Raw genomic sequence first — 22038 nt, 5'->3', positions numbered from 1 at the left:
GATCAGGTCTCCGAGATGGGCCAGGACGGTGCCGGCCACCCCACCCATGGGCGGACAGATCAATCTCCAGACACCCCCAACAAGGGGTCTGCGGTTCGCCGAGTCACACCCACGAGCGGAACGACCAGCCACCACCCTGCCAGCCAGTCCCAGACCAGCCACCCCCACACTCACAGCGGTTGGTGCTCGTCGAGATTGCGGTTCGTCGTCGTCGAGATTGCGGTTGGGAGCCGCACGAACGGTCGAGAGTGCGGCTCAGCGCCGGCCCCATCGAGACTGCGGTTGGTGCACGTCGAGATTGCGGTTCGTCGAGGTTGACGGCGAGGTTGGTGATCGGCAGCCGCGACTCGCCGCCGGCCGGGATCAGCCGAAGTACGGCGTCGACGTCCCACGCAGGTCGGATGGGCGGCCCGGCTTCTGCCGCGTGCCGCCGGGGCGGACGATTCCCACGGCCAGTCCGACGACGACGAGGCCCACGCCGATCCATTGGAGCCAGCCGATCTCGTGCTCGACGACGCCGATCGTGATCGCGAGCGCGCCGAGCAGCATCGGGGTCAGCCACCAGCCCACGGGATCCTCCTGAGGTTCGACGTCGGGTCCAGGTTCTCACGCGAGCGGCCCCATGGGCCGGCGGCCGCCGGGACGAGCTCCCCACCGCAGCGTCCGCAGCGTCCGGGGTGACCGACGAACCGCAATCTCGATGAAGGCCTCACGGTTCTCACCCGCACTCTCGACCCGTCGTACAGCTCCCAACCGCAATCTCGACGACGACGAACCGCAATCTCGATGAAGCTTGGGTCAGCGGCCGCCGACGAACCACTTCCGCACGAGCGCGATCCGGGCCTCGATCTCCTCGGTCGACGCCGTGGCGATCTCGGGCCCGCCGCACGTCGAGCGCAGCTGGGTGTGGATGACGCCGTGCGGTGTGCCCGCCCGCCGCGACCACGCGGACACCAGGGAGGACAGCTCCTTGCGCGCACGGGCCCGCTTCTTGTGCTCGTCGACGCCGGCGTTCGCCGCTCGCTTGCGCGCGGCCGCCGCCTGGTCCTTCTGCGCCGCGGCCTGCTTGGCCTGCCGCTCGCGCAGCAGGGTCGTCACCTGCTCCGGCTCGAGCAGCCCGGGGATGCCGAGGTACTCCTGCTCCTCGGGCGAGCCGACGTCGGCCTCGGTCCCCCAGTGGCCGCCGTCGAAGAGCACCCGGTCGAACGTGGCCTGCGAGCCGAGCGCAGCGAACCCGGGCAGGGCGAGCTCGTCGGAGGCCTTCTCCTCGCGGTTGGCCTCGGCCATGAGCTGGTCCTCGGGGACGACGAACTCGCCCTCGCGCACCGGCCGGTCGAGCGCGTGGTCGCGCTCGGCCTCGAGCTCGCCGGCCAGCTCGAGCAGCGGCCCGACCGACGGGAGGAACAGCGACGCCGTCTCGCCGCGCCGCCTCGCGCGCACGAACCGCCCCACGGCCTGCGCGAAGTACAGGGGCGTCGCCGTCGTCGTCGCGTAGACGCCGACGGACAGCCGGGGCACGTCGACGCCCTCGGAGACCATGCGGACGGCGACCATCCAGCGCTGCTCGCCGCGCGCGAACTCCTCGATGCGGTCGGACGACCCGGCGTCGTCGGAGAGGACGACGACCGGCTCCTCGCCGCTGATCGCCGCGAGCACCCGCGCGTAGGCCCGGGCGGCCGCCTGGTCGGTGGCGATGACAAGCCCGCCGGCGTCGGGGACGGTGCGGCGCACCTCGGTGAGCCGGGCGTCGGCCGCGGTGAGGACGGAGGGCACCCACTCACCGTCGGGATCCAGGGCGGTGCGCAGCGCCTGCGCAGTCTGGTCCTTCGTCAGCGGCTCGCCGAGCGAGGCCGCGATCTCGTCCCCCGTGCGCGTACGCCACCGCATGAGCCCGGAGTAGGCGAGGAAGATGACAGGCCGGACCACGCCGTCGGCGAGCGCCTGGCCGTAGTTGTAGCTGACGTCGGCGCGCGAGCGTCGGATGCCGTCGGCGTCCGCCACGTAGTCGACGAACGGGATCGCCGCCGTGTCGGACCGGAACGGGGTACCGGTCAGCGCGAGGCGCCGGCGGGCGGGCTCGAAGGCCTCACGAACGGCGTCGCCCCAGGACAGGGCGTCGCCGCCGTGGTGGATCTCGTCGAGGATGACGAGCGTGGGCTCGGCCTCGGTGCGGGCGCGGTGCAGGCCCGGGTTGGCGGCGACCTGGGCGTAGGTCAGCGCGACCCCGTCGAAGTGCGCGGCGTGGCGGCCCTGGGCGTTCGCGAACGCGGGGTCGAGCGCGATCCCCACCCGCTCGGCGGCCGCGGCCCACTGGGACTTGAGGTGCTCGGTCGGGCAGACCACGCTCACGCGCCGGACCTGGCCGCTCGCGAGGAGCTCGGTGGCCACGCGCAGGGCGAAGGTCGTCTTGCCTGCCCCGGGGGTCGCGACGGCCAGGAAGTCCCGCGAGTCGCGCTCCCGGAAGCGTTCGAGCGCCTCGGCCTGCCACGCGCGCAGCGGCGCGGCCGTGCCCCACGCGGCGCGCTGCGGGAACGCGGGCGAGAGCTGCTCGGCTGCCGCCGTCGACGGCGCCTGGGGCGCGGAAGGTCCGGCGTGCGAGGTGGTCGGCTCTGACCGGGAGTGGGGTCCGGCGGTCACTCCCCGCGGCCCCGGCCGAACGGCCAGCCGCGGCGTCCGCCACCATCGCCCTCGCCACCGCCGGAGAGACCCTCGTAGATCTCCTTGCAGGTGGGGCAGACGGGGAACTTCTTCGGGTCCCGGCCCGGCGTCCAGACCTTGCCGCACAGCGCGACGACGGGGCGGCCGGCCTCGACCTTGTCCTTGCGGACGTAGTGGGCGAACCGCTCGGCGTCGCCGGAGTCGAGCCGCTCCTCGTGCTCGGTCTCCGTGCGCTCGAGGACGTCCGTGGACGTCGCCGGGCCCGCCGGGGCGGAGTGCGGCTGGTTCTCGTCCGGGATCGAGGTCATGGTCGTCAGTCTAGGACGCCGGTCCGACGCCGGGCAGTCCCCCTCGGGGTCGGGAACGCCACGGGGGTGTGTCGCCGTCGTCCCCGGGTGTGCCTCCACGTCCATGCCCGACGACGAGCGCCGACCCTCGTCGTCGAGGGCCGTGACCGGGCGCGGTGCGGGGGTTGCCTGCCGGAACGACGACGGGCGCGGTGCGGCCGGAGCCGCACCGCGCCCGTCAGGGCTCCCGAAGGTCACTTCGAGGAGACGGCGTCCTTGAGCTTGGAGCCGGCCGAGACCTTGACGCCGTAGCCGGCGGGGATCTCGATGGCCTCGCCGGTGCGCGGGTTGCGACCCGTGCGGGCGGCGCGCTCGACGCGCTCGACCGAGAGCAGACCCGTGACCTTGACGGGGTCGCCGGCCTTGAGCGACTCGATGAGGACGTCCTGGAACGCGGCCAGGGCGGAGTCGGCCTGGGCCTTCGTCAGGGAGGCGCGCTCAGCGATGGCGGCCACGAGCTCGGTGCGGTTGACGGACATGTAATCCCTCTCGTCGTACGTGGTGAGCGCCCGGTGGGGCGCAGTGCGACGAGACTACGCACAGATGGGCCCCGATGCGTGGCGCGGCGGGCGGATTTTGGCGGTGTGGCGCCGTTCTGGGGGTGCGGGGCGTCACGCGGACCCCACGAGTCACATCCGTATCAGTGGCGCGGGGCGGCGGTGCCGGGGTTCCGCGGTGTCGGCGGCCCGCACTAGCGTGTGCGGCGTCGGGCGCCCGGTGCCCGGTGGGTGCCCGCGACGACGCGGGGACCGGACAACGAGTCGCCCGGCCGGGCGGCGTCGCACGGGAGGAACCCGTATGACCGTCACACTCGTCCCCTACCTCAACTTCCAGGGCACCGCCGCGGAGGCGATGGAGCACTACCGGTCCGTCCTCGGCGGCGAGCTCGAGGTCGACACGCACGCCTCGTTCGCCGAGAGCACCGGCGGCGAGGTCATGGTGCCGCCCGAGGACGCCGACCTCGTCATGCATGCCCAGCTGACCACGCCGTTCGGCTTCCAGGTCATGGCCGCGGACGTCCCCTCGGGGATGCCCCACCAGCCGGGCTCGAGCGTCCAGATCTCGCTCGTCGGCGACGCCGACGACAAGGAGGCCCTCACCGCCGCCTTCCACGGGCTGGCCGAGGGCGGACAGGCCACCCAGCCCCTCGAGGAGGCCCCCTGGGGCGCCTCGTTCGGCATGCTGACCGACCGCTACGGCATCGGCTGGATGTTCAACATCGGCTGACGCCCCTGCGACGCCCGACGGCGTCCGCCCGGCCCACCCGGACGGACGCCGTCGCGCTGCTCCTGCGCCGCCGGATCAGCCGGCGAGCTCCGCCATGAGCGCGTACAGGTCGGTCTTGCCCTCGAACCCGATGCCCGGCAGCTCGGGCAGGGTGACTACCCCATCCACCACGCTCGCACCGTCCGGGAACCCGCCGAACGGCTGGAACAGGTCGGGGTAGGACTCGTTGCCGCCGAGGCCGAGCCCGGCGGCGATGCTCAGCGACATCTGGTGGCCGCCGTGCGGGATGCAGCGGGTCGGCGACCAGTCGTGCTCGCGCAGCATGTCGAGGATGCGCAGGTACTCGACCAGCCCGTAGCTGAGGGCGCAGTCGAACTGCAGCCAGTCCCGGTCCCGGCGCATCCCGCCGTACCGGATGAGGTTGCGGGCGTCCTGGACGGAGAACAGGTTCTCCCCCGTGGCCATCGGCCCGGCGTAGGACTGGGAGAGCTGCGCCTGGAGCTCGAAGTCGAGCGGGTCGCCGGCCTCCTCGTACCAGAACAGGTCATAGCTGCTCAGCGCCTCCCCGTACTCGAGCGCCGTCGGGAGGTCGAAGCGCCCGTTGGCGTCGACGGCGAGCGTGGCGCGGCCGTCGATGACCTCGTGGATGGCGTCGATGCGCCTGAGGTCGGTCGCGAGGTCGGCCCCGCCGATCTTCTTCTTCACCACCGTGTAGCCGCGGTCGAGGTAGCCGCGCATCTCGTCCTGCAGGGCCGCCAGGTCCTGCCCGGGGTAGTAGTAGCCGCCGGCGGCGTAGACGAAGACCTCCCGGTTCGGCCTCCCGTCGCCGTACCGGTCGGCGAGGAGCTGGTAGAGCGGGACCCCGGCGATCTTCGCGACCGCGTCCCACACGGCCATGTCGATGGTCCCGACGGCGACGGAGCGTTCCCCGTGCCCACCCGGCTTCTCGTTGCTCATCATCGCGTCCCATACGGCCGCCGGGTCGAGGTTGTCGCCCGTCTCGTCGAGCAGGGAGGCCGGGTCGGCCTCGAGGACGCGCGGGATGAACCGCTCACGCATCATCGAGCCCTGCCCGTAGCGGCCGTTGGAGTTGAACCCGAACCCGACGACGGGGCGGCCGTCCCGCACGACGTCGGTGACGACGGCGACGAGGCTGAGCGTCATCTTGCTGAAGTCGATGTACGCGTTGCGGATGGGCGAGCTGATGGGGAACGTGCGCTCGCGGATCTCGACGATTCTCAACGGGACTCCTCACAGGGATCGGGCGCCGGTCGGCGGCGCCCGGGTTCGGGCATGGGTGGGTCGTTCGGACGGTCAGGGCGCTGGTGCCGGCGGGCCGTGGGTGGGCCGGCCGCCCCCCGCCCGGGCACGACGACGGACACCCACCAGGGGTGCGTCGTCGTGCCCGGGGTCTCCGGCTCAGGGACGGTCGGCCGGACTCGGACCGGCCACCCGGGCCGGGCTCACAGGCCCAGCTCGGGCAGGCGGATGTAGAGGTACTCGCTGAACACGTAGTTGAACGCGAGGAGGAGGACCACCGCGACGGCGACGTCGAGCAGGACGCCCTTCCACGAGGGTCGCTCCTTGCGCATGAGCAGCGCGGTGAGGACGAAGAAGATGATCCCCCCGACCACGTACCCGAGGTAGGGCAGCGTGAGCACCCACGCGGCCAGCACGGCGACGGCGATCGCCAGCCGCATGATCGGCAGCCGCTCGAGGTCCTGGTCGTCGCCCCCGCTGATGTCGCGGCCGATCAGCCCGAGGATCACCAGCACGATCCCGAGCGCACCGAGAACGAGGATGACCGGGTCGGCGAACGTGCCGCCGTGCTCGGTCGTGTAGCTGCGCTGGGACCAGAACAACCCGGCGAGGGCGACGACGACGATCCCGACGAGGACGTTGACCTTCGTGGTGGCGGACAGTACGCGTGCCATGTCAGTCCTTCCCCTCGTGACCCTGCGGTCGGTCGGACCGTGAGGGTGGCGCGTCTGGTCGGGCGTCGCCGGTGTGCGCCGTCGTGCCCGCGTCCGACGTGGACACGGCGGTCGACCCGCCGACGGTGGCCGCGGCCCTGTCGGCCTCGTTGGCATCGATCATCTCGGCCTCGAGGTCGCCGCCCGTGCCCCGGCGGCGGCGCACGCCCTGGACGATCGGCCACAGGAGCGCGAGCACGGTCATCGCGATGAGGACGATGCAGATCGGTCGGGTGAAGAACGACATCCACGGGTGGGCGTCGCCCTGGGAGGTGAGCAGGCCCTGGACCAGCCCGGTCTCGGCGATCGTCCCGAGGATGAGGCCGAGGACGATCGGCGCGGAGCTGATGCCGACGAGCCCGAGGAAGTACGCGGCGACGCCGACCACGAGCATGATGACGACGTCGACGACCGACGAGCGCACGGCGAACGCACCGACGATCGTGAGCACCATGATTCCCGGCGCGAGGTAGCGCGCGGGCAGCGCGATGACGCCGCGCTGCAGGCCGCGACCCGCGATGAGGCCGACCGGCACCATCATGATCGCGGAGACCGCGAGGGCCACGATGAGCGTGCCGACGAGGTCGCCCGACGTCTCGAAGAGCTCCGCGCCGGGCCGCAGCCCGTGCAGGAGGAGCACGCCGAGGATGATCGCGTCGGGCGGCGTGCCGGGCACACCGATCGTCAGGGTGGGGATGAGCCCCGCGCCGACGGTGGCGTTGTTGGCGGACTCCGCCGCGACGACGCCCTCGACCTCGCCCTTGCCGTAGTTCTCCTTGACCTTCGACGCGCGCTTGGCCTCGCTGTAGGCCACGAGGTTGGCCACGCTGCCGCCGGCGCCGGGCAGGATGCCGACGACCGTGCCGATGACCGCGGAACGGATGGCGTTGAACGGCTTGCCGACGGTCTGACCGATCATCTGCCACACGCTGTCCCGCTCGCGAGGGGCCTGCTCCATCTCCGCCTCACGACCCTTGCGGGCGATGAGCTTGATGACCTCGGGGATGGTGAACAGACCGACCATCGCCGGCACCAGCGGGACACCACCCTGGAGCATGGGCTCGCCGAAGGTGAAGCGGACCTCGCCGCCGACCGGGGCGATCCCGATGGTGGCCAGCAGCAGGCCGATCGTGCCGCCGATGAGGCCCTTGAGGATCGAGCCGGTCGACATGCTGACGATGATCGTCAGACCGAAGATCGCCACCCAGAAGTACTCCTGCGGGCCGAACCGCAGCGAGAAGTCCGCGAGCGGTGGCGCGAGGAAGATGAGGGCGATGACACCGATGATGCCGCCGACGAGCGAACCCATCGTGGCGGCGACGATGGCCAGCTCGCTCTTGCCCTTCTTCGTCATCTTGTAGCCCTCGAAGGCGGTCGCCACGGAGGACGGCGTGCCGGGGGCGTTGACGAGGATGGCGGTGAAGGACCCGCCGTAGATGGCGCCCATGTAGAAGGCCCCGAGCAGGACCATCGCGCTGGTGGGTTCCATCGTGAAGGTGAAGGGGACGAGCAGGGCCAGGCCCATGGTGGCGCTCAGCCCCGGCATGGCGCCGATGGCCATGCCGCCCGCCGTGCCCACGAGCACGAGGAGCAGCATGGACGGCGCGAGGTTCGCCAGGAATCCCTGGCTCAGCATCTCGAGCATGGTGTCTCGCTATCGGTCGAGGACGGTCAGATCAGGCCGAGCCGCTCGAAGAGGTCGGTGTAGACCTCCCGACGCTCGTCGATGAGCTCCTGCGCCTCCTCCGGACCGATGTTCTCCAGCACGAAGCCCTGCTGCTCGAACTGCTCGACGAGCTCGGGGTCCTGATTGACCTCCTCGAAGGCGGTGACCAGCTGGTCGATGATCTCCTGGGGCGTCTCGGGCGGGACGGCGACGCCGCGGTAGGCGCCGTCGGCGAGCTCGACACCGCTCTCGATGAAGGTCGGGTACTCCTCCCACTGCGGGAGGCGCTCCTCGGTCGCGACGGCGAGGACCCGGACCTGGTCGCCGAGCTGGTCGATCATCGGCGTGTAGGTCATGAGCGCGTCGACGTGCCCGCCGAGCAGGGCCGGGGTCGCGGCGCCGGTGCCCGAGAACGGGGTGTAGGTCGTCTCGATGCCGGCCTCGTCGTTGAGCAGCAGCGTGGCCACGTGGTTGGCGCTGTAGTCGCCGGAGCCGCCGACGGACAGGGAGCCGGGGTTCTCCTCGGCCGCGGCGATGAAGTCCTCGATCGTCTCGTACTCGCTGTCGGCGCTGACCATGAGGACGTTCGGCGTGCTCTGGAAGAAGTAGACGTGCTCGAGGTCGTCGGTCTCGTACCCGGCGTCGTCGCGCATCATCGGCTGGAGGATGATGTGCGGGATGTTGTGGCCCATGACGGTGTAGCCGTCGGGCTCGGTGCGGGTGAGCTCGGACCAGGCGAGCGCGCCGCCGCCGCCGGGCTGGTTGGACACGGTGATGTCGACCCCGAGGGCCTCGGCGAGCGGCTCCTGCTGGAGCCGGGCGGTGATGTCGGACTCGCCGCCGGCGTCGAACGCCACGACGTAGTCGATGGGGCGGTCGGGGTAGTCGGCGGCGTCGTCGCCACCGCCGCAGGCGGCCAGGAGCAGGGCGGCCCCGGCGAGGGGGGCGGCAATCTTCGTCAGGCGGTTCATCTCTCGTCCTCCGTTGGATCGTGTGGTGGAACCGGGTCGTGCGGGTGCGAGGGCAGCAGCGGTGCCGCTCCCGCACCGGTTCGGCGGGCGGTGGGCGCCCGCCGGACTACTGGGAGACGACTGCCGCGTCGTCGGCGGGCCGGGAGCCGGCGGCGGCGCGCAGCTCGGCGATGAGCGCCGACGTGATGTCGGCGGTGCCGGAGGTGCCCCCGACGTCGGGCGTGAGGACGCCGGCACCGGTGACGGCGTCGACGGCGGCGCGCACCGCATCGGCGGCCGCGGTCTCGCCGAGGTGGTCGAGCATGAGGGCTCCGCTGAGCACGGCGCCGATCGGGTTGGCCACGCCCTTGCCCGCGATGTCCGGCGCCGAGCCGTGCACAGGCTCGAACATCGACGGGAACCGGCGCTCGGGGTTGAGGTTGGCGCTGCTGGCGAGGCCGAGGCTGCCGGCGAGCGCGCTGCCGAGGTCGGAGAGGATGTCGGCGTTGAGGTTGGAGGCGACGACGACGGACAGGTCCTCGGGCCGCAGCACGAACTTCGCGGCCATCGCGTCGACGAGGACGCTCTCGGTCTCGACGTCCGGGTAGTCGGCGGCGACCCGCCTGAAGACGTCGTCCCACAGGACCATGCCGTACTGCTGCGCGTTGGACTTGGTCACGCTCGTGACCTTCTTCCGGTCGCGCGTGCGGGCGAGGTCGAAGGCGAAGCGCATGATCCGCTCGCAGCCGGCCTCGGTGAACAGCGAGCTCTGGACGGCGACCTCGCCGGACTCCCGTCCGGAGAAGTTGCGGCCGCCCACGCCCGCGTACTCGCCCTCGCTGTTCTCACGGACGACGACCCAGTCGAGCGGGGTGGTGTCGGCCTTGCGCAGCGGGCTGGTGATGCCGGGGTGGAAGGTGACGGGGCGGACGTTGGCCCACTGGTCGAAGCCCTGGCAGATCGCGAGGCGCAGGCCCCACAGGCTGACGTGGTCGGGCACGCCCGGCCAGCCCACGGCGCCGAAGTAGATGGCGTCGTGCCCCTTGAGCTGCTCGAGACCGTCCTCGGCCATCATCACGCCGTGCTCGGCGTAGTAGTCCGAGCCCCAGGGGAACTCCGTCCACTCGAAGGTGGCATCGCCTCCGGCGACCGCGAGTGCCTCCTCGAGCACCTGGCGGCCGACCTCGACGACCTCGCGGCCCACGCCGTCGGCCGGGATGGTGGCAATCCTGTACGCGTTCGTCACGTCTCGCTCCTGTGCGGGTCTCGTGCGCGCCGCGTCGTCGCGGCGTCCTCCACCAGTAGAGCCGGACACCGGGTGTGACGTCCAAGACCAACATCGGATCGCTCCGATAGGTCACGCCTATCTGATGACGCGCCGACCCGAGCGGCGTTCGTCGTGGCGTCCGCTTCGCCGATAGGTTTCGGCCACGGTAACGTGCAGCCGGTGGACGCCCGCCAGCTCGAGTACTTCCTCGCCGTCGTCGACGAGGGCGGTGTCCGCGCCGCGGCGGAGAAGCTCTACGTCGCCCAACCCTCCGTCTCCCAGTCCATCCGCACCCTCGAGCGCAGCCTGGGCACCGACCTGTTCTCGCGCGCGGGGCGGTCGTTGCGGCTGACGGCCGCGGGCGAGGCGCTCGTGGCACCGGCGCGCGAGGTCCTGCACTGGCTCGACCTGTCCCGCGCGAACGTCGAGGCCGTCTCCGGCCTCCGGCGCGGCCGGCTCGTCATCACGACGATGCCGTCCCAGGCCGTCGACCCCCTGCCCGGCGTGCTCGACGTGTTCTCCCGCCAGTATCCGCACGTCGAGGTCGTCATCCGCGCCGCCGGCACCCCGGCCGTCGTCAGCGCGCTCGTGCTGTCCGGCGCGGTCGAGGTCGGGATCGCCGCGACCACCACGCCGCTCTCCGCGGGCAGCCTCACGCTCGTCCCGGTGGCGCAGCAGGGGTTCATCGTCGTCGCGCCGCGGGACAGCCGGCTGCCCGCCGGACGCACGCTGAGCTACGCCGACCTCGAGGGGATCCGCCTCATCGCCGGCCAGGACGGGACGGGCATGCGCAAGGTGGCCGACGAGGTGGTGGCCGCCAACCGGTCGACGGCGATCGTCATCGAGTCCGAGCACCGCGAGGCGATCCTGCCGATGGTGCTCGCCGGGACGGGCACCGCGATCATGGCGGAAGGGTGGCGCTCGCTCGCCCGGCACGCGGGCCTCCAGGTCAACGACCTGCGGACCGACGTCGGACTCACCCTCGTGGCCATGCACCGCAGCACCGAGCTCAGCCCCGCCGCGTCGGCGTTCCTCGACGTCTTCCGGTCGGCCGGGAGCCTCTGAGCCACGTCCACGAGCACCCCCGGGCACACGCTCACGACGACGACGAGCCCCGGACCGCGAGGGGTCCGGGGCTCGTCGGGGGCGGGCCGCACGCTCGCGACCCACCGATGTCAGGCGTTACCCATGTCCGGCAGGAACGTGACGATGTCGGGCACGAGGATGAGGATCGCGACCACCACGACGTCCGCGACGATGAACGGCACGATCCCGCGGAAGACCCGGCCGAGGCCCGCCTCGGGCACCGAGCCCGAGTAGACGAACGCGTTCATGCCGACCGGCGGGGTGATGAGCGCCATCTCGGCCACCTTGACCACGAGGATGCCCAGCCAGATGCCGTCGAACCCGTACTCGGTGAGGATCGGGTGCAGCAGCGGGGCCGCGACGAGGATCATCGACACGCCGTCGAGGAACATCCCCAGCGGCAGGAGGATGAGCAGGCACAGCACGAGGACGAGGTAGGGCGGGAGCTCCGCCGAGACCACCGCGTCGACGAGCGCGCTGCTCGCCCCGGACAGGGCGAGGAAGTACGTGAAGACCCCGGCCCCGGCCATGAGCAGGAACGTCATGGCGGTGAGCCCGACGGCCTCCGTCACCGACTCCTTGAGCACGACCATCCACCGCGGCGGCCGCGTCCGGATGAGCAGGATGATCAGCGCGGTCATCGCACCGAACGACGCGGCCTCGGTGGGCGTGGCCACGCCGGCGTAGATCGTGCCGATCGAGACGAGGAAGATCACGGCGAGGTAGGCGACGCCGGCCCGGTCGGGCCTGTTCGTCGTCGTCGGGGCGTTCCCCTCACCCTCGGGATGGTCGGAGTCCCCGACGCCGGACACGCCCGCGTCGTTCGCCCGCCCCTCGCCGGTCGCGTCGGCCGAGGTCCCGGCCGCACCGGCACCCACCGTCGCGGGCACCTGGGCCTCGATCGCCGCCGAGCGCCGCCGTTCGCGCACGACCAGCAGGACGATCGTCACGGCGTAGACGAGGATCGTCAGCAGCCCGGGGCCGATGCCGGCGAGCAGCAGCCGGCCGATGCTCTCCTCGGTGACCACGCCGTAGAGGACGAGGACGATCGACGGCGGGATGAGGACGCCGAGCGTGCCGCCCGCGCTGACCACACCCGCCGCCAGCTTGATGCCGTGGCCGGCCTTGACGATGGCGTCGGTCGAGACGCGCGCCATCGTGGCGACGGTGGCGACGCTCGACCCCGTGACGGCGGCGAACATGCCCGAGCCCGCCAGCGAGGCGAGCGCCGTGCCGCCGGGGAACCGGCCGAGCATCCGGGAGGCGCCGTCGAACCCGGCGGCCGCGAGGCGGCCGTGGACCGCGAACACGCCCATGAGCATGAACAGCGGGATGATCGTCAGCGAGTAGTCGGCCGAGGCCGAGAACGGCTGGCTGGCCACGGTGCTGACGGCGGCGTCGGTCGTGCGGAGCAGGATGACGCCGACCATCCCGGCGAGCATGAGCGACAGGCCCACGTGGAACCGGATCGTCAGCAGCGCGAGGAAGACGACGAGCACGGTGGCCAGGGCGAACAGGTTCTCGGCGCTCATCGCGCACCCCCCTCGGTGTCGGTGGTCCCGCCCGGGGCGGTGTCTGTCGTGCCGGCTGTGGCGGTGTCGGTCGTGCCGCCCGCGGCAGCACCGGTGCTGCCCGCCGGCGTGACGAGCAGGCTCTCGTCCGCGGCCTGGTCGGCCCAGGACGGCGCGAGGTCCTCGCCCCGGCGCAGCACCCGGACGTCGTTGACGGTCGACCAGATCGCCGTGACGAAGAAGAGCACGTAGGAGACGACGAGGGCGAGCTTCGCGGGCCAGGTGGGCAGCCGCAGGATGTCGTTCGTCGTCTCGCCGCGGTCGTAGGCGCTCATCAGCTGGTCGGTCAGGCCCCAGACGAGCACGGCGCCGAGGCCGACGAGAAGCACGCAGCGCACGATCGCGAGGACCACGCGGGCCCCCTGCGGGAGCCGCGCCTCCACGAGGTCGACGTCGACGTGCCTGCCGTCGACCTGCGCTGCGGCCAGACCGAGGAACGCGACGCCGACGAGCAGCATCGTCGAGATGTCGACCGTGCCGACGATCGAGCGGTCGAACAGCGACCGTCCGGCGACGTCGGCGACCGTGAGCACGGCGAGGACGAGCAGGAGGGCGCCGGCCAGGAGGCTGAGCGCACCGGCGAGGCCCGTGAGGGCGCGGGGCAGGCGGGGGGCGGTCATGACGCCTCCCCCATGCAGTCGTGGAGCGGGTCGACGTAGCTGGACGCCTCGGTCTCCTCCGCGATGATGCGGCGGTAGCGCTCGAGGACGCCTGCCGCGTCGTAGCCACGCTCGGAGTAGCGGTCCACCCAGTCGTCGTCTGCCCCTGCCAGCTCGCGCCACTCCGCCACGTCCTCGTCGGGCAGCGAGGTGAACTCGGCATCGGACTCGCGCAGGTCGGCGCACGCCTCGTCGGCGAGCACGCCGAGCTCCTCGAGCCCGTTGTCGACCGCGTGGCCGGACGCCGTGAGGAGCGCGTCCTGATACTCGGCGGGCATGGAGTCGAAGAGCTCCTCGTTGACGACGACGATCGACGACCCGTAGGCACCGATCCCCGGGTCGAGGATGTAGGGGGTGACGTCGGAGAGCCCGAACGTGGGCAGGTTGGCGAGCGCGAGCGAGGTGTAGCCGCCGATGACGCCACGCTCCATCGACTCGTACACGTCGGTGGCGGTCATCGCCACCGGGTTCGCGCCGGCCGCGAGCATGACCTCGGAGGTGAGCCCGCCGGCACGGATGCTGCGGCCGGCGAGGTCGTCCAGGGAGGAGACCGGCTCGTTGACGCCGACGACGGCGCTGGCGAGCGGCAGCGGGAAGAGCTGGCGGACGCCCTGGCGGTCGAAGTCCTCCCGGTAGACCGGGTCCTCCTCGAACATCCGCGCGAGGGTGCGCATGTGGGCCTCCGGGTTCTCCGTCTCGAAGGGCAGCTCGGAGACCGTGTACATCGACAGGTCGGACGCGGCGTACAGCGACCCGACCTGGGCGAGGTCGGCGCGGCCGTCCAGGGTGGCCTGCACCGACTCGTCGGCGCCGACCAGGCTCTCGGAGTAGTGGAACTCCACCCGGACTCCCCCGTCGGTCAGCTCCTCGACCTCCTCGGCCCACCGCTGGACGGTGCGGCTCTGGTCCGACGTCGCGTTCGAGTAGGTCGTGTAGTGCAGGACGAACTCCTCGTCCCCGTCGGCGCCCCCCGACCCGCCGCAGGCGGCGAGCCCGAGGCTCGCGGCCACGCCGGCCAGGGCGATCACCGAGACCGGACGACGGCGCGAGGCGCGCGCCGTCATCGCACCTCCCGAGGGTTGACGGCGTAGCGGCGCAGCTGAAGAGCAGGGTTGACCGTGCGCACGTGGTCGAGCCGGGCGCGGTCGAGCTCGGCGACGGCGATGCCGGCCGCCTCCCCCACCCCGGCCAGGGCGATGCCCATGGGGTCGAGGACCACGCTGTTCCCGGCGCCGGTGGGCGCGCACTGGTCGGCGGCGAGCACGTAGGTCGTGTTCTCGATCGCCCGGGCGCGCAGGAGCGTGTTCCAGTGGTACTCCTTGAGCGGCCCGGGGACCCACTCGGCCGGGAGCGCGAGGACGTCGGCCCCGGCGTCGACCAGGGTGCGGCTCGTCTCCGGGAACCGGAGGTCGTAGCAGGTCTGCATACCGACGGTGAAGCCGTCGACCTCGAGGAGCTGGGGCACGGACGGGTCGGCGGCGTCGACCTTGTCGGACTCCTTGTAGCCGAAGGCGTCGTAGAGGTGGACCTTGCGGTAGACCGCCCGGACCTCCCCGCCCTGGAGGCCGACGAGGGTGTTGTGGATGCGCCCCTCGCCGGCGGGCTCGTTGACGCCGGCGACGATCGTCAGGTCGAGCTCGGTGCCCATCTCCGCGAGGCGGGTCACCGTCGGCCCGTCCAGCGGCTCGGCGCTCTCGACGAACCGGTCGTCCATCGCGGGCACGGTGAACACGGCGTACTCGGGGAGCACGGCGAGGCGCGCCCCACGGGCGGCGGCCGCACGGAGGTGCCCCTCGATGGTGGCGAGGTTCGCCTGCTTGTCCTTGCCCGGTGCCAGCTGCACCACGGCTGCGGTGAGAGTCATGTCAGTCGTCCTTCCCGCGCTTCTCGATCTCGAGCAGCGCCTCCCTCGTCGCGGTGAAGCCGCCGAGCATGGCGCCGTACTGCATGACGGCCACGATCGTGTCTGCCCCCTCGGCGACCGCGAGCTCCTGCTCGGCACGGCTCCAGGCGGGCAGGACCCACGGCTTGCCGGCGGCCCGCGCCGCGCGGGCGACGGTGCGGATGTCCGCGAGGTCGTCGGGCCCCACGGAGTACGCCCCACGGTCCCGGCGCAGCGAGAGGTCGGACGGGCCGACGAACACGCCGTCGACGACGGGGAGGGCGAGGATGCCCTCGATGTCGTCGAACGCGGAACCGTCCTCGATCATCGGGTAGCAGGCGGTCCCGGTGTCCTGGTCGGTCACCCACTGGTCGGTGAACCCGCGGTAGGCGGAGGTCCGGCCGCCCGCGAAGGAGCGGTCGCCGAGCGGGGGGAACTTCGCGTAGCCGCAGATCTGGGCGGCGTGCTCGGCGGACTCGATGTGCGGGATCGCCACGGCGTTCGCCCCGAAGTCGAGCGCCTGCTGGATCGGGCCGCGCTCGGGGCCGAGGACCTTGGCGATGACGCGCATGCCCTTGGCGCGGATGAACGGGATGAGCGAGTCGAGGGCGGCGAGGTCGAAGAGGCCGTGCTCGATGTCGAGGACGACCGTGTCGTACCCGGCGATGCGTGCCATCTCGACGGCGGCCGTCGACGGCTCGGTGAGCCAGACCGCGTGCCGGGCGTTCGTGGGGGTATTCATCTTCCTCCTTCGTCGGAGGTGCCCGGAGAGCGGCGGTGGCCACCGGGAACCATGTGCACGCCATGTATACACGGCGCATATTCCGGGTGCAACGATATGCTCGCCCCATGAGCCGGACCGCGAAGGAGCCCCGCAGGCGCTCCCCGCGCACCCCTCCGGCCGGCGCCCGCGCCTACGAGTGGGTCGTCGAGGCCATCCTCACCGGCGAGCTCGCCGAGGGAGAGTTCGTCGAGGAGGTCGCGCTCGCCGAGCGGGTGGGCACCTCCCGCACGCCGGTGCGCGAGGCCCTCCAGCGGCTCCAGGCCGAGCGGTACGTCGACCTCGTCCCCCGCCGTGGCGCACAGGTGCGGACGGTCAACTCGCGCGAGATGGGCGAGATCTACCAGGCGCGGTTCGTCGTCGAGTCCCACGTGGTGGCCCGCATCTGCGAGCTGAGACTCGGGGCGCCGCCCGACCTTTCGGCCATCGCGGACGAGATGGACGCGGCGGCGGAGGAGCTGAGGTGGAACGACTCCGCCAGGCTCGACCAGCGCTTCCACGAGCGGCTCGTGCAGTGGAACGGCAACGACGTCCTCACGCAGATGTACGAGTCGCTGCGCTCACGACAGATCCGCCTGGCGCTGCGCACGATCACCACCGCGCCGCAGCGCTACGAGACGATCGCCCGCGAGCACCGGGAGATCGTCACCGCCCTCGAGGAGCACGATGCCGAGCGCGCCGCCCGCACCGTGGCCACGCACCTGCGCGAGGTGCCCGAGCTCGTCCAGGCCTTCGGCAGCTGATCCTGCAGCCCGCACGTCACGGCGGCTCAGTCAGGGCTGCGACCATCGCAGCAGGGCGTCCGAGATCTCGTCGATCGTCGCGGACCTGTCGGCGACGGCGACCACCAGGTCGTAGGCCTCGTCGTCGGGGGCCTCGATCCAGATTCCGTTCACGTCGAGGAAGACGATCATCGCCAGCCACCCGAGACGCTTGTTGCCGTCGAGAAGGGCGTGGTTGTTGACCAGCGAGTCGTGCAGCGCGGCGGCCTTGAGGACGACGGTCGGGTAGACATCCGTGCCCCACAGCACGGTCGTCGGCCGGTGGGCGGCCGACCCCAGCAGCCCCAGGTCCCTGACCGGCCCGACGCCGAGGTCGTCGACCAGCGCGAGCAGATCCTCGGTGGTCAGGTAGACGGTCAACGCCCCAGCCGCTCGAGCACCTCTGCGTAGCGGCTCCGCGCGCGCGCCGACGCCTCGGACACCGCCTTCACGTGCCCGCGGCGCTCCGCCACCTCGTGGATCGCACGGATGGTCGCCTCCTGCTTGCTCACCCCGTCGGCCTCGGCCAGGGCGGCAAGCGCCCGCTCGTCGTTCTCGTTCAGACGCAACGTCATCGCCATGACCGAACGATACCAGCGTGGTATCACGCAGATGCGGCCGGCCGTGCGCCCCGGGCGGGCAGACCTGATACGGACCTAGCTCCGCGCACGAACCGCCACGCGCACCAACGACGAGAGGCCCCGGACCGTTGCGGGTCCGGGGCCTCTCGGCCTCACAGGGATGAGTGGAGATGGCGGGAATCGAACCCGCGTCCGACGGCGTGAGAACAGGACTTCTCCGGGTGCAGTCCGCTGGTAGATTTTCTCGGCCCCAGCAGTCACGCGAACAAGCTGCTGACGGGCCCAGTCAACTGAGTGTTCCCGCAGCCCCGCTGACGAGGGCTACGAGCAGTGGCTCTCTAGATGACGCCAGGATCCGGGACGAGAGCAGGCCCGGGCTGACGGACTTCGAGGCTCGCTCAGGCGGCGAGGGCGAAGTCGGTGCGCTTGGAATCGGCACCTATTGGTTTGCAGAGGGCGTTAAAGAGATAACTCTGCATCCTCTACCCGCTTCTCCTGGAAGCACGACCATCGTCGAAACCGATCATCCCCTGTTGAGTTGTTCCGCCCCGCGGTCCGGACGAGCCGGGTTGCCGCGGTGCGACTGTCCATCATACGTGCCCAACGTAGCGGCGGGCGAGGACATTCCCGGCGACCCACGCCACCGTGCGGCCGCTGAGCCGCACTCTCGACCGGTCGGGGGCCGGACCACGCGCCCCTGACCCGCACCCTCGACCAGATGTGGTGGGTGTCAGCCGTGGTTGCGCAGGCTCATCATCCGCCGCGCCTCCATGTCGTCCTGCCGCTCGCGCAGGGTCTGACGCTTGTCGTACTCCTGCTTGCCGCGGGCGAGCGCGATGGAGACCTTCGCCCGGCCGCCGATGAAGTACAGCTCGAGCGGGATGACGGTGTGCCCCTTCTCGCGCGAGGCCACGGCCCACTTGGCGATCTGCTCCTTGTGCAGGAGCAGCTTGCGCTTCCGCCGCGGGGCGTGGTTGGTCCACGTGCCCTGCGCGTACTCGGGGATGTGGACGTCCCGCAGCCAGGCCTCGCCGCGATCGAACTCGACCCAGCCGTCCACGAGGGACGCGCGGCCGGCGCGCATCGCCTTGACCTCGGTCCCCCACAGGGAGATGCCGGCCTCGAGGATCTCGTCGAGGTGGTAGTCGTGGCGCGCCTTCTTGTTGCGGGCGACGATCTTCTTGGCGTCCGCCTCCGCCTTGGCCTTCTCCGCGGCGGTCGGCTTGGCCGCCCTGCTCATCCTGCTCATGACCGACCTCCGTCCGTCCGATGGTTCCGGGACCGCGCCGGGTGCGCGGTCGTTCGCCCGCGCCCCGTGCAGGGGCGACCTCTGGGCCGAGGATCGAGTCTACCGAGCCGTGTCCAGCCCATTCCACCGGACGCCCGACGACGCCGGACGCACCGGCCCCTCCCCCTCACGAGCCCCGCGGGAGCCGAGGGTCAGAGGACGTTCATCGGGTCGGTCATCTGGCCGTCGAGCCACAGCTCGAGGTGCACGTGGCAGCCGGTGACCATGCCGGTCTGGCCGGTGGAGCCGATGGACTGGCCCTGCGACACCGTCTGGCCGGGCGAGACGGCGAACGACGAGAGGTGGTTGTAGATCGACACCGTGGAGCGGCCGTCGATGATCCCGTGGTTGATGATCACCTGGTTGCCGCTCGTGCCGGTGGTGCCCGACGGGTTGGTCGCGGACACCGTCCCTGAGGCGATCGCCCCCTGGGTGTTGCCGCAGGCGCTGCGGAAGTCGACGCCCGGGTGGATCGACCAGGCCCCGGTGATCGGGTAGATCCGCGGCCCGTACGGCGAGGTGATGATGAGCGGCCGCGGGACGGGCGGGACGAAGGTCGCGCTCGGCGCCGGCGCGGGGTCGGGCGCGGGCGCCGGGTCGGGTTCCGGTGCGGGCGCCGGTGCCGGTGCGGGCGGGGGTGGCGCGGCCGGGGCGGCCTCCCGCTCGGCCTGCTCGCGTCGGAGCCGCTCGGCGCGCTCCTGGGCGGCCCGCTCCTGCTCGGCCTGCTCGCGTGCCTCCCGCTCGCGCTGCTCCCGCTCGAGGCGCTCGCGCTCGAGGCGGCGGTTCTCCTCGTCGATCGCGGCGATCTGCTCCTGCGTGGAGAGGCTGGACAGGCCGATCGCGTTGATGTCGGAGTTGAGCTCCTCCTCGCGGTCCTCGAGGTCCGCGACGAGCTCCTCCTGCAGCGCCTCGAGGTCCTCGACCTCGGCGAGCGCCTCCTCCTGCCGGACGCGCAGCTCGTCCGCGGTCTCCACGGCCTCGACGGCCTCGTCGTTGAGGTCGTCGACCCGCTGGGTGAGGGTGTCCTGGCGCAGCCTCTGGTTGCGGTTGGTCGCGTTCTCCTCGGCCACCCGGTCGAGCAGCCCGGTCTGCGTGCGCACGGCGGTGCTCACCACCGAGTAGGAGCCGATGAAGTCGTCGGCCGAGGAGGACTCGGTGATGAGGGCGAGGGTCGAGGGCGCGGTGTCGCCGCGGTAGGTCGACCGGGCGAGCTCCCCGAGCGCGTCCTGGGTCTCCTCGGAGGCCTCCTCGCCCTCGGCGATCTCGTCCTCGAGGGCCGCGAGGTCGGACTCGGCCACCCCGAGGCGCCCCTCGACCTGCTCCTGGTGCCGCTCGGCGGCCGCCAGGTCGTCCTCGGCGACCTGCAGCGCCTCCTGGGCCACCGGGATCTGCTCGCGCGTGAGCTGGAGGTCGACCAGCGAGCTCGCGAGGTCGGCGGAGACGCCCTCGAGGTCGTGCTCGAGCTCCTCGCGCCGCTCGGCGTTGTCCGCGAGCCGCTCGACGAGCTCCTCCCGGGTGGGTTCGTCGTCGTCGTCGGCCACGGCTCCCGGCCCGACCAGGGTCGCGGCGAGCGCGAGGGTCGCCGCGAGTGCGGCCCGCTCGCGCAGACGGACGAGCCACGTGCGCGCGGGCGCGGGGTGGGAGGAGGACGTCGACATCAGTGACCTAGACCTTCGTGTAACGGGCGAGCGAGACGACCGAGGACACGCCTGCCACCAGGACGGCGGCGAGGACGAGAAGTGGGGCCACCCGCCACACGTCCGCGGTCGTCACGAAGGCGACCCAGGGTGCGGAGGGCGCGAGCCACCCTTCGACTCCGTACCGTACCGCCGCGAGCAGCCCCGCGACGGACAGGACGGACCCGAGCAGCGCGGCGATCGCGCCCTCGAGCATGAAGGGGGCCTGGATGACCCAGTTCGAGGCGCCGACGAGGCGCATGATGCCCGTCTCCCGCCTGCGCGAGAGCGCGGAGAGCCGGATCGTCGTCGTGATGAGGAGGACGGCGGCGACGGCCATGACGCCGGCGAGCCCGAGCGCGACGGCGGTGGAGCGGTTGAGGATGACGAACAGGGGCTCGAGCTGCTCGCGCTGGTCGACGACCACGTCGACGCCGGCGCGGCCCTCGAGCTCGTCGGCGACGATCCGGAACTGCTCGGGGTCCTCGAGCCGGATCCGGTAGGAGACCTGCATCTGGTCCGCCGTGACCTGCCGGGACCAGGCGGAGTCCTCGAGCCGCTCCCGGAAGTTCTCGTAGGCCTCCTCCTTGGTCTCGAGGAAGACCTCCGCGACGTAAGGCTCGAGGTCGGAGGACTGAAGGAGGTTCCCGACGGCGTCGATCTCCTGCTCGGTCGCCTCCCCCGCCGCGCACGCCGGGTTCTCCGACGCCGTGGGGCACATGAAGACGGCGACCTCGACGCGGTCGTACCAGTCGTCCTTGAGCCGGTCGACCTGGGTCTGCAGGAGCAGGCCGGCGCCGACGAAGACGAGGGACACGAACGTCACGAGCACGACGGCGACGGTCATGGCGACGTTGCGGCGGATCCCCTGGGAGACCTGGCCGAGGATGAACCGGAGCCTCACCGCGCGACCTCCGCGGCCTCGTCGCGGCCGCCTGCCGCCCGGCGCGCGGCCGCGACCACGGCGAGGTAGGAGCCGCCGGCCTCGTCGCGCACCACGCGGCCGTCGACGAGCTCGACCACGCGGCGGCGTGCGCGGTCGACGAGGTCGTCGTCGTGCGTCGCCATGACCACCGTGGTCCCGGTGGAGTTGATGCGGGTGAGGAGCTCCATGATCCCCTCGGACGTGTCCGGGTCGAGGTTGCCCGTGGGCTCGTCCGCGAGGAGGACCTGGGGGCGGTTGACCATGGCGCGGGCGATCGTCACGCGCTGCTGCTCGCCGCCGGAGAGCTCGTGCGGGAGCCGCTTCTCCTTGCCGGTGAGCCCGACGAGCTCGAGGGTCTGCGGCACCACGGTGAGGATCTGGTGCCGCGGGCGGCCCGTGACCTGCATGGTGATGGCCACGTTGTCGAACACCGACTTGCCCGGCAGGAGCCGGTAGTCCTGGAAGACCATCCCGATCTGCCGGCGGTGGCGCGGCATGCGGAAGCGCGAGAGGCGCGCGAGGTCGTGGCCGAGCCCGAACACGGTGCCGGAGGTGGCGCGCTCCTCGCGCAGCACGAGCCGAAGGAAGGTCGACTTGCCGGATCCGGAGGCGCCGACGAGGAAGACGAACTCGCCCCGCTCGATCTCGAGGGTCACCTCGTCCAGCGCGGGCCTGGCGCCCCGCTTGTAGACCTTGGAGACGTTGTCGAATCGGATCACAGCAGCGGCGGCCAGTCTCGG

At 71.9% G+C, this 22038-nt stretch carries 23 protein-coding genes and 1 other RNA gene; 3 read left to right on the top strand and 21 right to left on the bottom strand.

The genetic code is table 11. From position 1 onward, the window contains the following. Positions 1–363: 363 nt before the first annotated feature. From ACPYO6_RS14730 to ACPYO6_RS14715, 4 genes are all read right to left on the bottom strand, one after another. Entirely contained in the window at positions 364–570 is a 207-nt protein-coding gene (locus ACPYO6_RS14730; protein WP_425715525.1) for a hypothetical protein, read from the bottom strand. A 228-nt stretch (positions 571–798) separates the two neighbouring features. After that, a complete protein-coding gene (locus ACPYO6_RS14725) occupies positions 799–2637 on the bottom strand; it encodes a DEAD/DEAH box helicase (protein WP_425715524.1) in 1839 nt (612 codons plus the stop codon). Continuing rightward, a complete protein-coding gene (locus tag ACPYO6_RS14720; protein ID WP_425715523.1) occupies positions 2634–2966 on the bottom strand; it encodes a DUF3039 domain-containing protein in 333 nt (110 codons plus the stop codon). Before ACPYO6_RS14720 ends, ACPYO6_RS14725 begins: the two co-directional genes overlap by 4 nt. A 233-nt stretch (positions 2967–3199) precedes the next feature. After that, positions 3200–3484, bottom strand: a complete 285-nt coding sequence (locus ACPYO6_RS14715) for an HU family DNA-binding protein (protein ID WP_425715522.1) — start codon at positions 3482–3484, stop codon at positions 3200–3202. Positions 3485–3803: 319 nt separating this feature from the next. On the opposite strand from ACPYO6_RS14715, the gene ACPYO6_RS14710 reads away from it, so the two are divergent. After that, entirely contained in the window at positions 3804–4232 is a 429-nt protein-coding gene (locus ACPYO6_RS14710; protein WP_425715521.1) for a VOC family protein, read from the top strand. A 75-nt stretch (positions 4233–4307) separates the two neighbouring features. On the opposite strand, the gene ACPYO6_RS14705 is transcribed toward ACPYO6_RS14710, so the two are convergent. The 5 genes from ACPYO6_RS14705 to ACPYO6_RS14685 form a co-directional block, all read right to left on the bottom strand. Further along, positions 4308–5474 (bottom strand): mandelate racemase/muconate lactonizing enzyme family protein, encoded by a 1167-nt coding sequence (locus ACPYO6_RS14705; RefSeq protein WP_425715520.1) that lies wholly within the window; start codon positions 5472–5474, stop codon positions 4308–4310. A gap of 221 nt (positions 5475–5695) precedes the next feature. After that, a complete protein-coding gene (locus tag ACPYO6_RS14700) occupies positions 5696–6166 on the bottom strand; it encodes a tripartite tricarboxylate transporter TctB family protein (RefSeq protein ID WP_425715519.1) in 471 nt (156 codons plus the stop codon). A gap of 1 nt (position 6167) precedes the next feature. After that, positions 6168–7850, bottom strand: coding sequence for a tripartite tricarboxylate transporter permease (locus ACPYO6_RS14695; RefSeq protein ID WP_425715518.1), 1683 nt, complete (start codon positions 7848–7850; stop codon positions 6168–6170). 26 nt (positions 7851–7876) lie between these two features. Continuing rightward, the gene (locus ACPYO6_RS14690) at positions 7877–8842 is read right to left on the bottom strand and encodes a tripartite tricarboxylate transporter substrate binding protein (protein ID WP_425715517.1); all 966 of its coding nucleotides are present in this window, start codon (positions 8840–8842) and stop codon (positions 7877–7879) included. Between the two features lie 106 nt (positions 8843–8948). After that, positions 8949–10067 carry a tartrate dehydrogenase gene (locus ACPYO6_RS14685; protein WP_425715516.1) on the bottom strand — a complete coding sequence of 373 codons (1119 nt, stop codon included), beginning with the start codon at positions 10065–10067 and terminating at the stop codon, positions 8949–8951. A gap of 201 nt (positions 10068–10268) precedes the next feature. Here ACPYO6_RS14685 and ACPYO6_RS14680 point away from each other — a divergent pair, with 201 nt between their 5' ends. Next, the gene (locus ACPYO6_RS14680; protein WP_425715515.1) at positions 10269–11153 is read left to right on the top strand and encodes a LysR family transcriptional regulator; all 885 of its coding nucleotides are present in this window, start codon (positions 10269–10271) and stop codon (positions 11151–11153) included. A gap of 110 nt (positions 11154–11263) precedes the next feature. Here the strand turns inward: ACPYO6_RS14680 and ACPYO6_RS14675 are convergent, their stop codons facing one another. The 5 genes from ACPYO6_RS14675 to ACPYO6_RS14655 are packed head-to-tail and all read right to left on the bottom strand — an operon-like array spanning position 11264 to position 16028. Further along, positions 11264–12706: a TRAP transporter large permease gene (locus tag ACPYO6_RS14675; protein ID WP_425715514.1), complete on the bottom strand. Its 1443-nt coding sequence runs from the start codon at positions 12704–12706 to the stop codon at positions 11264–11266. After that, positions 12703–13365: a TRAP transporter small permease subunit gene (locus ACPYO6_RS14670; protein WP_425715513.1), complete on the bottom strand. Its 663-nt coding sequence runs from the start codon at positions 13363–13365 to the stop codon at positions 12703–12705. Before ACPYO6_RS14670 ends, ACPYO6_RS14675 begins: the two co-directional genes overlap by 4 nt. Next, positions 13362–14468 carry a C4-dicarboxylate TRAP transporter substrate-binding protein gene (locus ACPYO6_RS14665; RefSeq protein ID WP_425715512.1) on the bottom strand — a complete coding sequence of 369 codons (1107 nt, stop codon included), beginning with the start codon at positions 14466–14468 and terminating at the stop codon, positions 13362–13364. Before ACPYO6_RS14665 ends, ACPYO6_RS14670 begins: the two co-directional genes overlap by 4 nt. Continuing rightward, complete coding sequence (locus ACPYO6_RS14660) at positions 14465–15268, bottom strand: carbon-nitrogen hydrolase family protein (RefSeq protein ID WP_425715511.1); 804 nt, start codon at positions 15266–15268, stop codon at positions 14465–14467. The genes ACPYO6_RS14665 and ACPYO6_RS14660 overlap by 4 nt, the downstream gene beginning before the upstream one ends. 1 nt (position 15269) lies before the next feature. Beyond that, on the bottom strand, positions 15270–16028 hold the full coding sequence (locus ACPYO6_RS14655) for an HpcH/HpaI aldolase family protein (protein WP_425715510.1): 759 nt from the start codon (positions 16026–16028) through the stop codon (positions 15270–15272). A gap of 107 nt (positions 16029–16135) precedes the next feature. Between ACPYO6_RS14655 and ACPYO6_RS14650 the strand changes: the two genes are divergently transcribed. Next, positions 16136–16810, top strand: a complete 675-nt coding sequence (locus ACPYO6_RS14650) for a GntR family transcriptional regulator (protein WP_425715509.1) — start codon at positions 16136–16138, stop codon at positions 16808–16810. Between the two features lie 30 nt (positions 16811–16840). Here ACPYO6_RS14650 and ACPYO6_RS14645 read toward each other — a convergent pair whose 3' ends face one another. The 7 genes from ACPYO6_RS14645 to ftsE all read right to left on the bottom strand — a co-directional run bounded on the left by ACPYO6_RS14645 (position 16841) and on the right by ftsE (position 22017). Further along, on the bottom strand, positions 16841–17209 hold the full coding sequence (locus ACPYO6_RS14645) for a type II toxin-antitoxin system death-on-curing family toxin (protein ID WP_425715508.1): 369 nt from the start codon (positions 17207–17209) through the stop codon (positions 16841–16843). After that, positions 17206–17409, bottom strand: coding sequence for a CopG family transcriptional regulator (locus ACPYO6_RS14640; RefSeq protein ID WP_425715507.1), 204 nt, complete (start codon positions 17407–17409; stop codon positions 17206–17208). The genes ACPYO6_RS14645 and ACPYO6_RS14640 overlap by 4 nt, the downstream gene beginning before the upstream one ends. Positions 17410–17571: 162 nt before the next feature. After that, positions 17572–17940: a transfer-messenger RNA gene (gene ssrA, locus ACPYO6_RS14635) on the bottom strand. Between the two features lie 199 nt (positions 17941–18139). Next, positions 18140–18658, bottom strand: coding sequence for an SsrA-binding protein SmpB (gene smpB, locus ACPYO6_RS14630; RefSeq protein WP_425715506.1), 519 nt, complete (start codon positions 18656–18658; stop codon positions 18140–18142). Positions 18659–18849: 191 nt separating this feature from the next. After that, positions 18850–20355 carry a peptidoglycan DD-metalloendopeptidase family protein gene (locus ACPYO6_RS14625; protein WP_425715505.1) on the bottom strand — a complete coding sequence of 502 codons (1506 nt, stop codon included), beginning with the start codon at positions 20353–20355 and terminating at the stop codon, positions 18850–18852. Between the two features lie 7 nt (positions 20356–20362). After that, positions 20363–21277: a permease-like cell division protein FtsX gene (gene ftsX, locus ACPYO6_RS14620; RefSeq protein ID WP_425715504.1), complete on the bottom strand. Its 915-nt coding sequence runs from the start codon at positions 21275–21277 to the stop codon at positions 20363–20365. Further along, positions 21274–22017, bottom strand: a complete 744-nt coding sequence (gene ftsE / locus ACPYO6_RS14615; protein ID WP_425715503.1) for a cell division ATP-binding protein FtsE — start codon at positions 22015–22017, stop codon at positions 21274–21276. Before ftsE ends, ftsX begins: the two co-directional genes overlap by 4 nt. Positions 22018–22038: the final 21 nt, after the last annotated feature.

This window comes from Georgenia sp. Z1344 (assembly GCF_049856295.1).
Classification (GTDB): Bacteria; Actinomycetota; Actinomycetes; order Actinomycetales; family Actinomycetaceae; genus JB111.
Note: the sequence above shows the minus strand (reverse complement) of the source record. Positions and strands in the feature narration are given on the sequence as shown.